The sequence below is a fragment of the Arsenophonus endosymbiont of Aleurodicus floccissimus genome (genome assembly GCF_900343025.1).
In the GTDB taxonomy this organism is placed as follows: domain Bacteria; phylum Pseudomonadota; class Gammaproteobacteria; order Enterobacterales; family Enterobacteriaceae; genus Arsenophonus.
The window spans coordinates 1152179-1167422 of record NZ_OUND01000001.1; the positions used below are offsets into that span (position 1 = coordinate 1152179).

General features: G+C 40.8%; 24 protein-coding genes and 5 pseudogenes. All 29 read right to left on the bottom strand.

The genetic code is table 11. The annotated features are described in order from the left end of the window. Positions 1-65: 65 nt before the first annotated feature. The 29 genes and pseudogenes from ARADI_RS17615 to ARADI_RS20795 all read right to left on the bottom strand — a co-directional run bounded on the left by ARADI_RS17615 (position 66) and on the right by ARADI_RS20795 (position 15077). On the bottom strand, positions 66-614 hold the full coding sequence (locus tag ARADI_RS17615) for a phage terminase large subunit (RefSeq protein ID WP_238149182.1): 549 nt from the start codon (positions 612-614) through the stop codon (positions 66-68). Continuing rightward, positions 598-1005, bottom strand: a complete 408-nt coding sequence (locus ARADI_RS06380; protein WP_119711485.1) for a DNA-packaging protein — start codon at positions 1003-1005, stop codon at positions 598-600. Before ARADI_RS06380 ends, ARADI_RS17615 begins: the two co-directional genes overlap by 17 nt. Before the next feature lie 101 nt (positions 1006-1106). After that, positions 1107-1307 carry an Rz1-like lysis system protein LysC gene (lysC, locus tag ARADI_RS21620; protein WP_439647079.1) on the bottom strand — a complete coding sequence of 67 codons (201 nt, stop codon included), beginning with the start codon at positions 1305-1307 and terminating at the stop codon, positions 1107-1109. Beyond that, a complete protein-coding gene (locus ARADI_RS06390) occupies positions 1243-1629 on the bottom strand; it encodes a hypothetical protein (protein WP_119711486.1) in 387 nt (128 codons plus the stop codon). Before ARADI_RS06390 ends, lysC begins: the two co-directional genes overlap by 65 nt. A 4-nt stretch (positions 1630-1633) precedes the next feature. Then, a pseudogene (locus ARADI_RS06395) lies at positions 1634-2106 on the bottom strand (lysozyme). Positions 2107-2130: 24 nt separating this feature from the next. After that, positions 2131-2280 (bottom strand): annotated as a pseudogene (locus tag ARADI_RS17620) (phage holin family protein); the annotation flags it as partial. Positions 2281-2291: 11 nt separating this feature from the next. Then, complete coding sequence (locus tag ARADI_RS20770; protein ID WP_119711487.1) at positions 2292-2639, bottom strand: hypothetical protein; 348 nt, start codon at positions 2637-2639, stop codon at positions 2292-2294. A gap of 77 nt (positions 2640-2716) precedes the next feature. Beyond that, positions 2717-3286 carry an RHS repeat-associated core domain-containing protein gene (locus ARADI_RS17625; protein WP_238149183.1) on the bottom strand — a complete coding sequence of 190 codons (570 nt, stop codon included), beginning with the start codon at positions 3284-3286 and terminating at the stop codon, positions 2717-2719. Next, positions 3286-4014, bottom strand: coding sequence for a hypothetical protein (locus ARADI_RS17630; protein WP_238149184.1), 729 nt, complete (start codon positions 4012-4014; stop codon positions 3286-3288). Before ARADI_RS17630 ends, ARADI_RS17625 begins: the two co-directional genes overlap by 1 nt. Beyond that, a complete protein-coding gene (locus tag ARADI_RS06415; RefSeq protein ID WP_147392378.1) occupies positions 3992-4186 on the bottom strand; it encodes a hypothetical protein in 195 nt (64 codons plus the stop codon). The genes ARADI_RS17630 and ARADI_RS06415 overlap by 23 nt, the downstream gene beginning before the upstream one ends. Before the next feature lie 102 nt (positions 4187-4288). Next, positions 4289-4708, bottom strand: coding sequence for a hypothetical protein (locus ARADI_RS06425; protein WP_147392379.1), 420 nt, complete (start codon positions 4706-4708; stop codon positions 4289-4291). A gap of 828 nt (positions 4709-5536) precedes the next feature. After that, positions 5537-5833: a hypothetical protein gene (locus ARADI_RS06440; protein ID WP_119711489.1), complete on the bottom strand. Its 297-nt coding sequence runs from the start codon at positions 5831-5833 to the stop codon at positions 5537-5539. 515 nt (positions 5834-6348) lie between these two features. Further along, positions 6349-6507 (bottom strand): hypothetical protein, encoded by a 159-nt coding sequence (locus ARADI_RS06445; RefSeq protein ID WP_182853121.1) that lies wholly within the window; start codon positions 6505-6507, stop codon positions 6349-6351. A 1-nt stretch (position 6508) separates the two neighbouring features. Then, the gene (locus tag ARADI_RS06450; protein ID WP_147392380.1) at positions 6509-7129 is read right to left on the bottom strand and encodes a hypothetical protein; all 621 of its coding nucleotides are present in this window, start codon (positions 7127-7129) and stop codon (positions 6509-6511) included. Between the two features lie 297 nt (positions 7130-7426). After that, entirely contained in the window at positions 7427-8485 is a 1059-nt protein-coding gene (locus ARADI_RS06455; RefSeq protein ID WP_119711491.1) for a hypothetical protein, read from the bottom strand. Positions 8486-8717: 232 nt separating this feature from the next. Beyond that, positions 8718-9141: pseudogene (locus tag ARADI_RS06460) on the bottom strand (antiterminator Q family protein). A 32-nt stretch (positions 9142-9173) separates the two neighbouring features. Continuing rightward, positions 9174-9362, bottom strand: a pseudogene (locus ARADI_RS06465) (RusA family crossover junction endodeoxyribonuclease); the annotation flags it as partial. Positions 9363-9380: 18 nt separating this feature from the next. Further along, positions 9381-9536 (bottom strand): RusA family crossover junction endodeoxyribonuclease, encoded by a 156-nt coding sequence (locus ARADI_RS06470; RefSeq protein WP_182853122.1) that lies wholly within the window; start codon positions 9534-9536, stop codon positions 9381-9383. After that, positions 9537-9692 (bottom strand): hypothetical protein, encoded by a 156-nt coding sequence (locus tag ARADI_RS06475; protein ID WP_182853123.1) that lies wholly within the window; start codon positions 9690-9692, stop codon positions 9537-9539. A 29-nt stretch (positions 9693-9721) separates the two neighbouring features. Further along, positions 9722-10423, bottom strand: a complete 702-nt coding sequence (locus tag ARADI_RS06480) for a hypothetical protein (RefSeq protein WP_119711493.1) — start codon at positions 10421-10423, stop codon at positions 9722-9724. Positions 10424-10426: 3 nt separating this feature from the next. Next, positions 10427-10567 carry a hypothetical protein gene (locus ARADI_RS06485; protein ID WP_182853124.1) on the bottom strand — a complete coding sequence of 47 codons (141 nt, stop codon included), beginning with the start codon at positions 10565-10567 and terminating at the stop codon, positions 10427-10429. Between the two features lie 139 nt (positions 10568-10706). Beyond that, entirely contained in the window at positions 10707-11120 is a 414-nt protein-coding gene (locus ARADI_RS06490; protein WP_182853125.1) for a Rha family transcriptional regulator, read from the bottom strand. A 258-nt stretch (positions 11121-11378) separates the two neighbouring features. Then, entirely contained in the window at positions 11379-11501 is a 123-nt protein-coding gene (locus tag ARADI_RS20790) for a DUF1187 family protein (protein ID WP_119711494.1), read from the bottom strand. A gap of 45 nt (positions 11502-11546) precedes the next feature. Then, positions 11547-13438 (bottom strand): annotated as a pseudogene (locus ARADI_RS06500) (toprim domain-containing protein). Positions 13439-13628: 190 nt separating this feature from the next. Next, positions 13629-14210, bottom strand: a complete 582-nt coding sequence (locus tag ARADI_RS06505) for a hypothetical protein (RefSeq protein ID WP_119711495.1) — start codon at positions 14208-14210, stop codon at positions 13629-13631. Between the two features lie 58 nt (positions 14211-14268). Further along, positions 14269-14496, bottom strand: coding sequence for a hypothetical protein (locus ARADI_RS06510; protein WP_119711496.1), 228 nt, complete (start codon positions 14494-14496; stop codon positions 14269-14271). Then, positions 14493-14759 carry a hypothetical protein gene (locus ARADI_RS06515; RefSeq protein WP_119711497.1) on the bottom strand — a complete coding sequence of 89 codons (267 nt, stop codon included), beginning with the start codon at positions 14757-14759 and terminating at the stop codon, positions 14493-14495. Before ARADI_RS06515 ends, ARADI_RS06510 begins: the two co-directional genes overlap by 4 nt. Before the next feature lie 9 nt (positions 14760-14768). Further along, positions 14769-14918, bottom strand: a complete 150-nt coding sequence (locus ARADI_RS06520; RefSeq protein ID WP_182853126.1) for a hypothetical protein — start codon at positions 14916-14918, stop codon at positions 14769-14771. Between the two features lie 24 nt (positions 14919-14942). Beyond that, positions 14943-15077: a CII family transcriptional regulator gene (locus ARADI_RS20795; RefSeq protein WP_119711498.1), complete on the bottom strand. Its 135-nt coding sequence runs from the start codon at positions 15075-15077 to the stop codon at positions 14943-14945. Positions 15078-15244: the final 167 nt, after the last annotated feature.

Genomic DNA, 15244 nt, shown 5'->3' on the forward strand with positions numbered 1-15244 from the left:
TTCCTGTTTCATCTTCTACGCATCATTTTTAAGTTCTGCCGGTAACCAAGAATTATCCATGTAGCTCACTTTCCAATATACACCTCATCGTCTTCATAGTAACCTTGCGTATCGATTATCGCTTTATATGGCTTGACGAATCGCTGATAAACGGCACCGTCTTCTTCGGCAGGATTAAAGGAAAACCACAGCCCAGAGCCGGGCTTGCGAATCGTGGCAATGAGCGTATCCAGACTTTTTTCCGATACCGTCTCCGCTTCTTCTACCCATGCAACATCAAAATCATGTTTGGATTCGAAAGAAGCAATATTACGCGCCAACTGGCCATATTTGAAAATAGACGCATTGATGCCTTCAATGTAGCTATTGCACACCCGAAATCGGGCTTGTAATCCTAACGTGGCTACCTCGGCATGTAATACCGCACGGATAGAATCTTCAATCGAATTCATAAATTCCCGCAAACATAAAAACCGGCGCTTATACATTGCGGCCGTGATTAAGGCTATTTTAGTAAACGAAACCGTTTTCATACCACCCCGACCGCCAAAGTAAACTTTGATGCGTTTCGGTTTGAACATGGGAGCGAACTTTTCGCTAATTTGTACCTTCACGTTTAGGCATGCCTACAAATTCAATGGTCATCTTGCTATCTGTCTCAATCGCACCGCCATCTTTACCTGTAAGCGTGGTTTCTTGTTTTTCTACGTAACCGTGATTAGATAACATCAGTTTGGTTATCGTAGCATTAAATTCTCCTGTAAGCCATTTATTTATCAAGCTATTTTCTTGAACCGTTTTGATGGCCGCTAACGTGCCAGAAAAAGCGCTATTTTCCTTGGCATATTCCTGTGCGGTAGACCGGCTTATCCCTAAATAACAGACTAAACCCGCCACACTGAGTACAACATCCCCCACGGTTTTGTATTCGCTCATTAAATAGGCGTTGGCCTTTTCGAGGCTCACGGCTAACTTACTCGGCCGCCCTATTTTCTTCTTACTCACCCTCTTTTAGTCTCCCGATTGACGGGAACGGGCGTAACGCCGCTTGCCCTTTTCATTGTTGACTATCCTTTTTCCTATTTTCAATGACGAAGCCTCGGCAGTTATTCTCTCTGCTTTTCAATCTGCCTTATCGCCGCTTTATCTTGGTTACACATCTCGAGAGCCAGCAGCAGTTGCTCATTGAGTATCAGACTATCGCCCCAGGTCATGTGTTCCGATATCACCGGCAGAGCGCAATCATCGAGTAACGTTCCTGGAATGGGTGCTGGCGGCACGGGGAGATATTTTATTTGCGTGTGCACGCAACCGGTTAACAGCGGCAGTAGGCACAGGCAGACGAGCGCAGCGTTCAGGCGTAATCGCTTTTTGTATCTCAACCATTTCGGGCTGCGATTCGTGTATCGCCTGTTGGTGCGCATCCTGGGTGGCTCCTGCTATCGTGTTAAAAATATCAACCACCTTCTCATAGTGAGTAAACTGTGCCCGTGCAGCATCACGCTTGGCTATTATCGACTGGTTGGCCAATTTCAGACGGACGTTCTCAACATATTGAAACCGGACCACGATAGAAAGTGCGGTGATTATGATAAATAATATCGCTGCGAAAAGGAATTTGACGTACATAATGTTAATCCGATAGACACAGTTCACGCTCTACCGCTTGGCGATTAACAAGCCCTTTTGATACGTTGCCTTCGTCATATTTCCACCGCCGCATCTCATTACAGGCGCTACGCATATCATCGGCATTCAGTTTTTTCAGTAACGTTGGCCACACAAAAGCCCCACTCCCCACGTTGTAGACAAATGAGGTAAGTGCGGCTTTCTCTGTGTCCGTAAGCTGCACGATAACGTTACTCTCAACCACTGCAATCGCCGCCTTCAGGTCACTATCCAGTAAAGCCTGACATTCCGCGTCTGTGTAGCGCTTACTGGGAGTAACCTCTTTCCCGGTATGCCCGTAGCACACGGTTAATATACCACACCGTCTTTGTAAGTTTTGTGCCTGAGTCCTTCGTGCCACTGTAATAATACTGCCGTAATCGCGATGGCACCTCCGGCCATCGCAGTCACCAGTCGTCGTTTAAGGTCAGGACTCATTCTCTTTTTCACCCGAAAACGGTATTCCTTATGCCGGTAATACCAATTCACCCCACAGGTCAATAGCGTACAAACGATACCGGTAATCAGCGCACAGTCACTGAGTGAAAATACGCCCAATAGACAAGTGGCAAAACTCCAGCTGTAAGCGGAGCCGGTAGTGTATTTTTCCACAATATATAACTTTAAAGTGAAATAAGATCTATATGGCCAAACTCTATATCATCATAAAAATCACTTAGATAAGGAGTTACAAGTGGTAAATCAAGATGTTCACAAAGTGAACTGTCATTGCGACTAAAACAAAAAGCTAAAATTACATCACAAGAAGGGTCATCATAAATATGCTTATAATTTTTTGCAGTCATTTTTGAAGATGTACGAACATCTATCGTAATATTTTTATTAGAAATTTTTTTGAGACGTCTATCTTCACGATAAAAATCTCTATGAATAAGATCCTCACGACGAAATCCACTGACTGCAAAGTTATCCCCTAATTCAGTTCCATGTGTTGCAGATATAACAGTTATATTTCTAGAGTTCCCTGTTAGTTTATTTTTTTATTATTGATTCTTGTAATAAGATCAAGTACGTCATTATAAGTAACTTACTGATCTGAAACATAAATGACTTTCCCACTATGACTAATTGGGTGCCATTTTAGAGTTCTATTTGTTCCGTTTCCAGCAAAAAAACTAGGGCCTCCATTATAGTCATCAGGTCGAAAAGTTGAGATTCTTAATGACCTAAAAAGATTATAACTACCATTTTTTCCAAAAACCTTGTTAGTATCCCAGTTGCCAATGCCCACCGCCAGCCCCGTAGCTAGTGATACCCAGCCCAGAGTAGCTGAAGCCTCCGGATTTGAATCTTCCATCGCGCCGCTAGCTATGCCCATGATATCCGAAGCAACACCCAAGCCCACCGGGATAATCAATGATGAGGCTGATGCTGAACTCAGGGCCACCATAACGCCACCGGCAGCTGCTATTGATGAACCAGCTGTAAACACTGCCAAACCAAGTCCTATGGTGCCCGCTATAATCCCTGTAATCGCCTGCCAGCTCAGATGACCTGAAGGATCGGTATGATTGATGGGGTCCCCTGAACAGTAAGCATAAGGATTAATGCCACCCGCACCAAAGGGACTGAGGTTATCCGGACAGTTAAAACGCATTAGGACCGGATTGTAGGCCCGGTAGCCATTACCCGAATGAAATAGGTGCCACTTACTGGATCAACCCGCTCACCGTTGAAGCCAGGCAGCCTATCGCTCGGTTTATCACTGCCATAAGGTGACCAGACGTGGAGCTCACCTTCGTTAGACGTACCTGTATCTTCAGACCACAGCAAACTGTCGTTTTTGTCTCCCGCAGTTAGTGTCAATCCCTTGTCGTCACTTACACCCAAACAAGTGTGACCGGTTTTAATCAGCCGAGTTTCTTTGTTTGTTGAGGCAGTCACTTCATTAACCAATTCAGCCCCTCGATAATACAGTTCCCTCGTATCATTGTTGCTAGCATTACGGGTAATCAAGCGGTTTAATGCATCGTAACTATAGGTACCTGAGCGGTGGGTCTTCTCATCGCTCACGCTAGTCAAACGTCCCATGACGTCATAGGTTAGGGTTCTACCTGCTTCATCACAGGTCATCCGACCTTCAGCGTCATAGCTTAAATTAATGGTTTTCGGATAGTTATCGTGTGTATTAGTTAGCGTTGTCAGTTGTGTGGGGTTGGCGAGCGTTTTGATAACTATAGGTCGCTGTGTTCGTACTACGCGGTCCGCTAACGTCGTCTTCACTGACGTTAGGTTATTTAACGCGTCATAGCAGTAAGTTTGCGCGGTCATTCTGCGCCCATACGCGTCAATCGGTAGGCTATCACCCGATGCAATATAACTCACTAGCCGGGTTACGGTCGTCATAAGCATATTGTTCTTCCCGCAGTTTAATACCGTTTTTCTGTGTAGTGCGGGCAGCCAGTAGACCGTTTTTTAACCAAGTTTGTGACAACATTAATGTGATGCCCCCCTTTGTCCGTAACGGTACAGGTAATTTCGCGCCCAAAGCTATCATAATTGAACGCAGTCGTCAAAGACGAGGTGGAAAGGCTTATCACGCACTGTTTGGCTATGTAATCGCCCCAGAGCATCATAGGTTAGGTTAACCGTTAAGCTATCATCGGTAATACTGATGACGTGGCCATGCGTATCCCATGCTGTACTGCGTTTGTTTACCCGTAACATCAGTATAAGCAACAGGAGCCCCTTTCAAGGTATAGGTATGCTTTGCTTTGCGGTTCTGCGCATTATGCGAAAACGCCTCTTCTTTCAACTGTTCGGCCTTTGACCAGATTTTTTCAAGCTTGGAACTCGCTTCTCGAGCATTCAGCAATTGTCCAGTTTGCTTGTTATAATTGAATGTTTGGACAATGCCATCAGCCTTCATGCTATTAACGGCATTTTCTAATTCTGGAATATAAGTATATTCGACCTTTTTACTGGATGGCAAGGTAACCGTTGAAGGCACAGGCGAGGCACCCTGATAGCTGTATGAAGTGGTGCGACCACCGCTAACACGTTTCGTTACCCTTCCCAAACTGTCAAATGTTTGCGTCCCAAGCTCCCCCAGGTTTTGGACGTACCTTTCGCATCGGGTCCCGTGACACTGATGGAGGCAATCTCATTGCCGGTTAAGTGGGGCGCGTAGGTGCGGCTAACGATAGTCCCATCAGCTAATGTTTGGCTTAATACCCGACCATATTCATCATAAGTTCTTTTCGTAATATGCCCTAGCTCATCGTTTTCTTCGCGTAGCTGACCAAGTCCGTCCCAATTGTAAGTGTATTCACTATATTTATCACCAGTGGTGTCTTTTAGTACCTTGTTAAGTGGAAGCTGGCTTTTTTTATCTAAAGTGGTTTGTTATGCGGCCGCTGGTGATTTCGTCACCTTGGCTATAAACCGTTTGTGTGAGGGCAATGGGGTCAGTTTGTTGCAGCGTTTGTCTACCATCGGAGAAGCCGACTTCTTTCTTTTCTCACCACCCACCATAGGTAATATAGGATGTCAGAGGATAATTGTTAGAATTACCCGCTAGCAGGTAGTCTTTTACCGTGCTAGTGGCAATTTCACCTAATGAATTGTGCGCACACGAAAAAGTTTCGTACCACTTTGCAGTATCCCCATCAAATCTTTGCTCACTAATAGCACGTACAGCACCGTCAAAACCTGTCTTATTTTTATTTCTGAATGCATCTATTTAGATTGAGTAAGGCCCCTCGCTATTAATACCATATTCCCAGGTGGTGGAGTTTTCGTAGTCTAAACCTGGACAAATGGTGCGATTTATAAGACGCCCCAGCTTATCATAGGCATAACGTGTTTCTATTCCTTGGGCTGAAGTTTCAGATAGCGTATTACCGGTCTACAGATTCCGAACCGTAGTTTTTGTTGCCGTTAAACTATCGTGTCCAGTGAACGCATAACTTTCATTAACTTCATTAGCGCTAATATTGTAAGTGAATAGCGCTTTATTAATCAAGGTTTCTTTTTGATTAATATCGGGTGTCAACGTCACATGTTGACGATTAACTCGACCATATAGTGTCGGTGAAATCTTATCAGAATAATAGGTATTATTCGTTAGGCTACGTTTATGACCCGTGGTTTGTTCGATGGTTTTCTGCACTACAGCATGCCCGTCACCTGTTAATGCTTCCAATTTCTGCCAGGTGTAACGCGTTATGCTTATCGGTTCATCACCATTTTTCTTCGGTGGGGGTGACAGTTTGTATTTTTAAATACCGGGTAAACCCATACGGGTCGGCTGGACAGTCACTACCTTCGCCTTTTGTAGGGTAATAGATATATTCACTAATTGTCCCGTCCTAGGCCTTCTAATGTACAGGATTTCCAAATTCATCAAATTGATAGTGTGTAACAGTATCACGGGAAGAGGTTACCCCTTTTTCGTTAGGTTCTGACCAAAATTCTATTTGCGTTTTCGGTAAGGCATACTGAGTGGGTTGATTATCAAATTTGACCCCCGATTTGGCGTAATACTCTGTCTCATTGAAATATGTTTTTCATTGTCGCACCGTTTCTTGAGACGCTAGCAGGTGATAGGCATTGTAACGCCGAGTGACCTTACACAGAGTTTTACCTTTAGCATCCAACCGCTCCTCGGTGGAGCCGTACTGATAGTCACGAGTAAATAAGTTCAGCATCTAGTCTGTGTCAGGCTGCCACTGCTCCATCGGGGCATCTTTCCCTAAATAATTTTTCATGGGTGTAATTCCATGAGGTGACACTGTCAGGCTGCCCACCTCCAGGGATAAGTGTGTGACGATGCACACAGGGCAATGGAAGGAGATTAGCTATGGTCGGAAAAGCCATGCTATCCTCGGCCTGAGTGTAATAGCTGACTTTTTCTATCAGCCCAGTAGATGAATGAACACCTGTAATACCCCTTATAACTCCCTTGTGGGCCAATATCATCGTAGTCAAAAGACCAAACCTGCTCAGGAGCAGTGGCATAATTAGTGACCTTTTTAAGCCTTTCGTTCATGAATGTGAAAGTTATTTTATGGCTAAGTTCTGAATTGTCAGGCAAAAGGGTGAAACGTCTGGTGGCAAAGGTATTATCGGGATAAGTCACAGAACAAAGAATATGTCCGTCATCATCAGTGACCCGAGCAGGGGAGAAATGTGAATCCCACGTCAGATTGAGTGAACGTCCATCAGGGGATGAAATCTTGGGGGGAACATAAATTTCATCGCTACGTAGAGATAGCCTTTCTATAAGTCCAGATTTATAGGTAATCTGACAGGTGTTATCATTCAATTTTTTAAAGATAAAGTTTTTTAATTTTTGTTGTTTTACTTGGTCATTGTTACCAATCCGATATTCCTCAGCATTAGAAAGCAATAACTGCTGGGTATTTTTATTATATTGGGAGAAATTAAGCCGAAATCCTATCCCAAAACCGTTATTGACAGTGGATAAAGGTGAGTACAAGAGGACGAGCGATAACGGGGACCCATTAACGCATTAGCTAACGGTAAGTGAACGTTAAAAAGTCCGGTGCGCGGATTGATGCTGCCTTGAACAGTGCTAATAAATTATTTGCATTAGTATAATAATTTGATGAGTCTTTCATATAATCATCTCTGAAGTATGGCTTTCTTTTGGCCTTAGCATCCGTCTTGGAAGTTCAAATGAAGTCTTGTTTTTTTACTCTTCAGTTCGACGTCAAAGACGGTTACTAAAATAAATTTTATTCACGACCATTATTATAAATAAATTTTAATCAATTTATTTTACTTCTAAATAAAGCTCATCATAGTCAGAATTTTTAATATAAAACTCACCCTTATTACCATATTGATCATAAATGATTAATGATGTTGAATAATAATAATCATTCATACCAGGATTAAATACATCACTAATATACTGAACGGTATTATTTGCAAGATAACGCATAATAGTTAAGCAAACCCCATTCTTTCTATCAATATTTATACTTTGGTCAAAAGTATCATCTTTTTTATCATAAATTGTCACAGTATGTGGTGAAATTACATCGGGTTGCCAACAATAACCAACATAAAGGTATCTATGAAAATCGAAATAAAACCAACCACTTCCTAATTGTTTATTATTTTCAGTTTCTGAGAAATTTGAAAAACTGTGGTTTTTTATAAATCTATTATTATACACAGTAGTTAAACTATAATTTCTTTGCCTAGTCGTTAAATAAACATGCTTATCTTTTGACCACTTTGCCTCCCCTCTACTAAAGTCAGTATAATTAAAATCTATATTTTTGGTATCATAGTAAATGGGTCTTAGTGTTTTAATTGCGACAGACATTTTCTCTGCACCAACAGGGTTATCTGCGGTAGTAAAATGCTTGCCATTATTAGTATCAAGATTGACTGAAATCCGTTTTATTTTATTTGCATCATAGCTGTAAACATACATAATAATATTTATATTTTCGCTTTCTTTATAAAATATTAAATGTTTTTTTATTTGAACTGACAGTGGTTCTATTTGAAAATTCTCAGTGGATAGAATTTCTTCGCTATAATCATTTATCACATCAGTGTAACACCAACCACTACTTCCTTTTTTAGTAAGTTTTTCTCCATTTTCAGAAAAGCATAAGCCTAGTATACTTAGCCACGTATCGTTAGAAAAGTTAAGAACTTTACCATCCTTGTTCACTGCTTGTACAGTAATCTGAATTGGAAGCTGATTTTTCCCGTTAGCATATATTTGAGGTGAAAGGTTACCAGAATATGCTTTTATTTTTAGCGTAGATAGATAATCGATATCGTTTGGATTATCGTATTGAATTGATTTCATTTTTCACCTTTATTTATATTATGATACCCATACCTATATTTATACCAATATGTTAATGGAGGTAGAGTTTTCTTTAAAACAAACTTCTAATCACCAACTTGTTCGATAAATATGATTTTCAATAGATAGCAGGAGAATTTATTACTATACTATAATAATAAGAACCACTCATGTTACACAGCAAAATAAATTACGATTATAGAACAACTTATTGAGCTTTACAAGCTACCATTCATACTATATTACCAAACTTTTTGCGGACCGCACTAATACTTTTTTCACATTTTTGGGGCGAATAAATTTTAACCTCAGGGTCCATGTCTAATCGCACAGCCAGCAGGGATAAGCAACCGTCAATAAATCCTTCAGCAATCTGTAATTTTGCCCGGATTAGCCGCTCATCTACTCGATGTCGGCGTGCGGCCCGCTTCGAATAACCCTTGACGTAATACGCGATAATCAGGTTTAGTTCTTCTGGCTGGCACACTTTTTGCAGTTGTAAAACACAATTATCAATAATCAGCCCATCATCATCTGAGCACGAAGGGCGCAGGGATGGGCGTAAAGTGAGTAATCCCTTAAAACCTGCCGCTATCGGCGACCAGTCTATCCCCTGTGTCGTTATCCCGGGCCCAGGTTTCCCATCGTGCTAACAATTATTGAGTATCTCTGCGCATCATCACTCCTGCTACTCAATTTGCCAAATATTGATAATCAGTTTCCCACTCTTAACGATTTCTTTCCGCTCGATATGCAACACATCTATCTGCGCATCATCAATTATCAAACCACCATGACACAGGGCATCAATCGGCGCTTTCATCAGGTTATCTAAATCTTGCTTGCGACGGTCAGGTGGATATACCCTTATCTCGACTCCTAATCGTTGTGATAATTATTTATAAAGCTTTTGACGCATTATTTCAGCAGCTACCAACTGACGATATGATTTGCCTTTTGCGGTGATGAAGTGTTCGTGTTTGGCGTGATACCAGTAGTGATTGACAGAAGGTGGGAAAGGAACGGTAATGGTGATGTTATCGATTTTCATTCATAGCTTAATCTCTCTCATTTCAACGCCTTTAGCGGTATAACCGGTTAAATGTTTACCTGCTATCCGTTGACGTTTCTTTGTCAAAAAATGGATATGGTCTTCATAAACATAACAGTATTCCCCATCGACCAGAAGAAGTTTAAACGCTTTCATTGGTTATTTTGTATACTGCGCAAATGTAGTTAAATTATTATTTTTAATACTTTCTTTTGTGTACTCGCCTCTTTGAGCGTTTTGTCTTTAAATCGGTAAATCCAAAAATCATTGAGCTTTCCGGTTATCTTTCTGGTACGTACTTTGATATAAACCAGTAGCTTCAAGAGTTGGCTAAATTCCGCGTCATTGCGGATTAAGCTCCCGATATATCCTAGCGGTTCAGCTTGCCAGCCTTTAGCATGATAGATTTTCATCAATGCGCGATAATAATATTTATTCAGAATGGTGTATTTATCACCGTGTTCCGGATGACGGTAAAGCGTCCAATTATCGATAGCTTTTTTCCGTGCTTGTTGGTCAATCAACAACGCGCAGGTAGCTAAAGGGGAACCCTCTTTCCGTTCAGTGAATTGTTGACTGACTTTGCAAATAATATTCAGTGTATAACTATCAATATCTTTGGGCTGTACAAATTCATAATAATCATTACTTTTCAATCCATTAGCTGTGCACAACCCTGAATGGTAATCATAAGATTGCTTATCCTGACCTGTTAGTCCAATATCGCTATCTGCCTCATGAACAGAAATCCCAGAGTTAAACCATACCAGACCATTGCCATTGTGTCTCAGTCCCAAATCCGTTAATGTGCAGGTACCGTTATTAATCGCTGCCCAGTTACTAGAAATAACAACTTCTCTAATGGCTTGTGATTCTATCAATTGCATTTGTCAGCTTCCTTCTATCTGCTGAGATGGCATCATTAGCGTTGCAAACATATCGATGTGTTTACTCACTTCGGGTACTGCCTGAGTCGGTGATAGGCCTGATTGAATGGCCGCCTGAAAGGCAGCTTGCTCTATCTTCTGCATACAAAGTAAAATACCCAGTTGTTGTTCGTTGGCTTTACTCGGTTCACCTAAACATAAACCGTCTAACCGATTCTCAATGTTGGCCAGATTGATGTAATGGTGCTTCTCGGCACCTAAATCACGTAAAGCATCACGGGACTCATGGTAATAGGGGTAAATACTCTCTTCGGATAGGTTCAGCCGCCCGTTTTTTAGCGAATGCTTTTGTCACATCTAATTTAAATTGCGTTATTTTCTGGTAATCACGTCTACGGACAATACGACACATAAAATCAAACTGGTTTTCATTGAGTAGAACATACTTATGTTCACGGGCACCCAGTTGAACAGTATTTAATCGCTCAGTTTGAAACGGAAGGATGCCAAACTCACGTAAGTTTTTTGAGTTCTTTCTGATTAATTCATAAAGATGTTTGTGTTTAATACTTAGCTGTTTAGCAAACAGCCGGCTATCTATCCTTGGCTCGGTTCTATGTTGAATTAAAATACTGGGGTCTTCACTTTGGGCGCAAAAAAGCACCTCACGGCGATTTGCCATGCTTTGCATTTTCATATTGTTGCCTATTTAATTTGAGTGGATTTTAACGGATAAAGGTGATGACAAGTGATATTTTTAGTACCGAGAGTTTATAGCCAGGCGACATTATTTTGATTACAAAGAGATATGTTTTTATTCAATATAAATTTACTGATATAGAGTAATTACTTGTAATCATTTTAAAGTCGCTTAGCTATATCAGCAAACTTTTCTACAAGCGAACCGTTCCAGTCTTATTTTCATTTTATTCTGTCGATAGTGGTTAAATTCATTCTAGTCACATTTCGATAACATTTTCAGGCAATCCTGCTTTGAGAGCATCTTGTCACTATAGCGCTGCCAATGCACAGGTGCACCGCTATTTTTAACAAGGGTTGCTTCGATGAGGTATTTCATTTTGGGTTTCCTGCTTGTTTGATAAGGGTATTTAAGTAATAAAAATCAATCTTTTGATACGTTGTTGTTCATCCAAATTTGGTCATAGTCACTGTTGGGCACTATTAGCGATGTAATTGTAAGGGCTTGTATTTTCTTCTGCCAAAAATTGATGGGCTTGTTTATCCAGATACAATGAGATTTTTCCTTCCCATCCTTCCCCGTTTCTCTGCTTTTCTAAACACAATATGGATGCAGGCTCTTTTAAATATTTCTGATCTTTTTCAGTTAATATTTGACTAGCCTCTCGCTTCTGTAATGCCCTTTCTCTGTGTTTATTACGCCAGATGATGAAAAGGTTATCGGCAAGATCAGTGATTGAACCTGAACCTTTTACGTCCATTTTCCCTGTGGGTTTTTCTTCACTTTCCGATTTACGACTGTGTGTCACTAAAATAACATGGCTTGAGGTTTTGTTTTTAAAATCACACAATGCATCCATGAAGGCTTTTTGTCCGTTTGTAATCATCATCGGCAAGTCCGCATTTCATGAGACTATCAATGATAAACAGATTGATACCATATCGGCGGTTTGCATATTTAAATATTTCCAGTAATCGTGATGATTTCGCTGTCCCTGTGAAGCCAAATAACCAGGAGTCTATCGTCATAAAACTTAAAAGCCGATTCAATTTCTAATTGTGAGGATAATTTAGTGCATGTTGACTGACGGGTTAGGCGCTTTAGAAACGTTGCAGGTTTTAAACTCAAACGAAGCAACACAAGCTCTTATTTCCTGACACATCGCTTCACACAGAATATGCCCTAAAATTTCACTCTTACCGTGTCCATTGACCCCATTGAGTAACGTTAACTCAGATTCACGATAACTGAAATGGCGATTTAATGACTCACATGGTGTTTTGAAAAAATATTCCTCTCTACCGTAAAATGCATCAAAGCGTACTCTGATAAAAATCTCTTGCTGTACAGAGTTCTTCAGGGTCAAAATAAGCGGCTGTTTCAAGGTAGTGTACAATTTCCTGCTGTGTCATGCCAGCCTGTAAACATTCGTTAATGTCCTTGTGGGGCAATTTGACCAAACGACACTGATATTCCCCTAATCGACGAGCAATTTCTAACGCTGCTTGTTGTCCCACTTCGTCATTGTCCATCGACAACCAGATTTCAGTAGAGCGATCAAGGTTATGAAATTCATACTCAATCCACTGTTGCTTGGCACCACAGCCCCACCAAAGGGAACCGATAACGCACTTAACCCGTACTGATGATAACTCATGCAATCAATTTCACCCCCGGCACAATATGACTATACGAATCGCTTGAGGTAGCGCTTGCAAGCCAAACAGGCAAGGCTCACAATCTGTTTCAACTGAAATAACCTTCTTCCCACTGAGTTTTACTGTGCTAATGCGCTTAACCTGTATCAGCTCGCCTTCTCGATTGTAAGTGAACGCTATAGCGGGTAATTTCCTGTTATCTTCAAATGACCAGACAATCGCATCACTGACTTCGAATTCTTCTGCCATTTTACGGTCTATGCCTCGTGCTTGAAGATATTCGTAACAGTTATGCGGTTTACTAACGGTTTTTTTCAGTGATGCTGTTTGTGGGCGTTTAAACTGTTTTTTCCGTTTTACTTCAAATGCGCCGAATTCATCTGCTATCCCTAGAAACTGTTTCGCCTCTGCCATCGCCTGATGCAAACTATAGTCCCTGACCTGAACCCACAAATCCAGTAAATCACCCCCTGTTCCCTCAGCAAAATCTGACCAAACTTTTTTGCCAGAGAGATTAATTTTTAAACTTTTCCCCGGCTCCCCATACACAGAGCCTGCTACCCACTCATGACCCTCTTTTTTGCCTTCAGGTAAGAGATATTTAGTCACTCTAACAACATCAAGCCATAAGCGCTCAGACAATTCCGTAATGGTTATCATGCTTCCCTCAGATTAAATTTGTTAAAACCGTATTGAATAATGCCAGCACCCAGCCAGGCCGTAGTTGTACCCACGGATGAGTATTGATTTGATAATTGATTTCATGATGATTTTTTTAGAAAAATACCAGTCAGTTACTAACCGTAAACGTTGATGTGGTCGTTGTTTGGGGTTTGGTTGAATGTGATTATATTACCGGTTTATCATCCAGCCAGCGTTTACCATTGAGGTAAGTGGCAGGATGTAACTTTTCAAAACCAAATTGATTAGCCTGTAATCTAACACGGATATCAGCTACGAGAAATTCTGCAAACTGTTCCGGTGTCTCACCTGTTTCTTTCCGCCACAACTTGAATTGAGTTCTAAATGCTGATTTGGCTGATTGCTTATCCACCTTACGCTGAACCTGTAGCCAGAATATGCCTTCAAACACTACATCAATCGGATTTGGATTGGGTTTTGTCATTCCAAACTCTGTTTTTTCAACCTCAGATCGAACGGGTTCGATCAATATGTTTTTATTTTTTGTAGTAATCTCTGTAGTAGTCTCTGTATACTTCTTACGTTTCAACGTAGGAGGTGTTACATAAACTGACTCTGATTCAAGTTGATTATCAGCGAATTGTCTAGAGTTGGTTATTTCATCAATACGTGCAGGAACAGGTTCAATAAACAAAACATTGCTACAAGCCCTTGTTGAAGTATTAATTGTACGGAGTTCTAGTGTAATAATACCATGCGATTTCAATCGTTTTAAGGCATCAGTCACTTCTCGTTTTGTAAATCCGAATTGATCAGCAAAAGATTGATAGCTACGCTGTAATTTGTCACTCTGAAAACGCTTTGCGCCATCCTTTCAGTTCACCCGTAGACTCATCTCTGATTTCAGATGGACGATACCAGTAAATAATTTCAGACAACAAAATAATAGCCGTGCTATCAGGCTTTCCACTTGGCATTTTAATGTGATGCCACCAGTTAGCAGGGATAATATTACCAGACAAATTTAAACGACCAATTTGGTTAACGGTCTCGGTTGGAGTGAGATGTTTCATTGATTACCTCGAATTAATTCTTGACGATGTTTAAGCCTTAATTTTACATCTTCAAATGCGGCTTTTAGCTTCTTGGCGGCTAACTCCGTGAAAGAGCGATTGACCCTCTCTCGAATAATGTTTTTATGGATATTTGACTGGCAAAAGCACGGATTTTTGTGCATAATGACTTCGCTGAAATTGAAAGAAAAAAGCGAAATTTGTGGTTTCCCTTCGGTTAAACTTCCTGAAATATTAATCAAAAGCAAAGTTCTATCTGACATTTAGAGGCTTCATCGTTTTTTAACTTTGAAGCTTCTTTTTTTTAATCTTAAATGTTCTAGCATGTCAATCAGCTTGCGTATCTCTTCGCCTGAGATATTCGTAATGACAATATCCTGTGATGGTGAGTCGTAGCTAATAGCATCAAGTAGTTTTGCCATCTTCACAACCAATCCGTTTTCTGCCTACCAACGTGTTACTTGTGATTCGTGAACGCCAATAGTTTTGGCTGCTTTCCTACCAGAAATTAATAAAATTCCTTTCCTAATCCTGGCTTCGATTTGTTTCGCATTTGATTTGCGTGTAATTGTTGTTTCCATGATGGATAATCCTTAATAATAAAATTCCCGACCTCGATATTCCTATGAGGTTGTGGTGGCTCTAACGCATATTCAGAGCGAGTCAAAATGTTAAAGAACGGTGTTACTCAGATAGTATTTTGCTTATCAGCAGGGATACCATCTATTGGGTTTGGGTAAAGATCAGG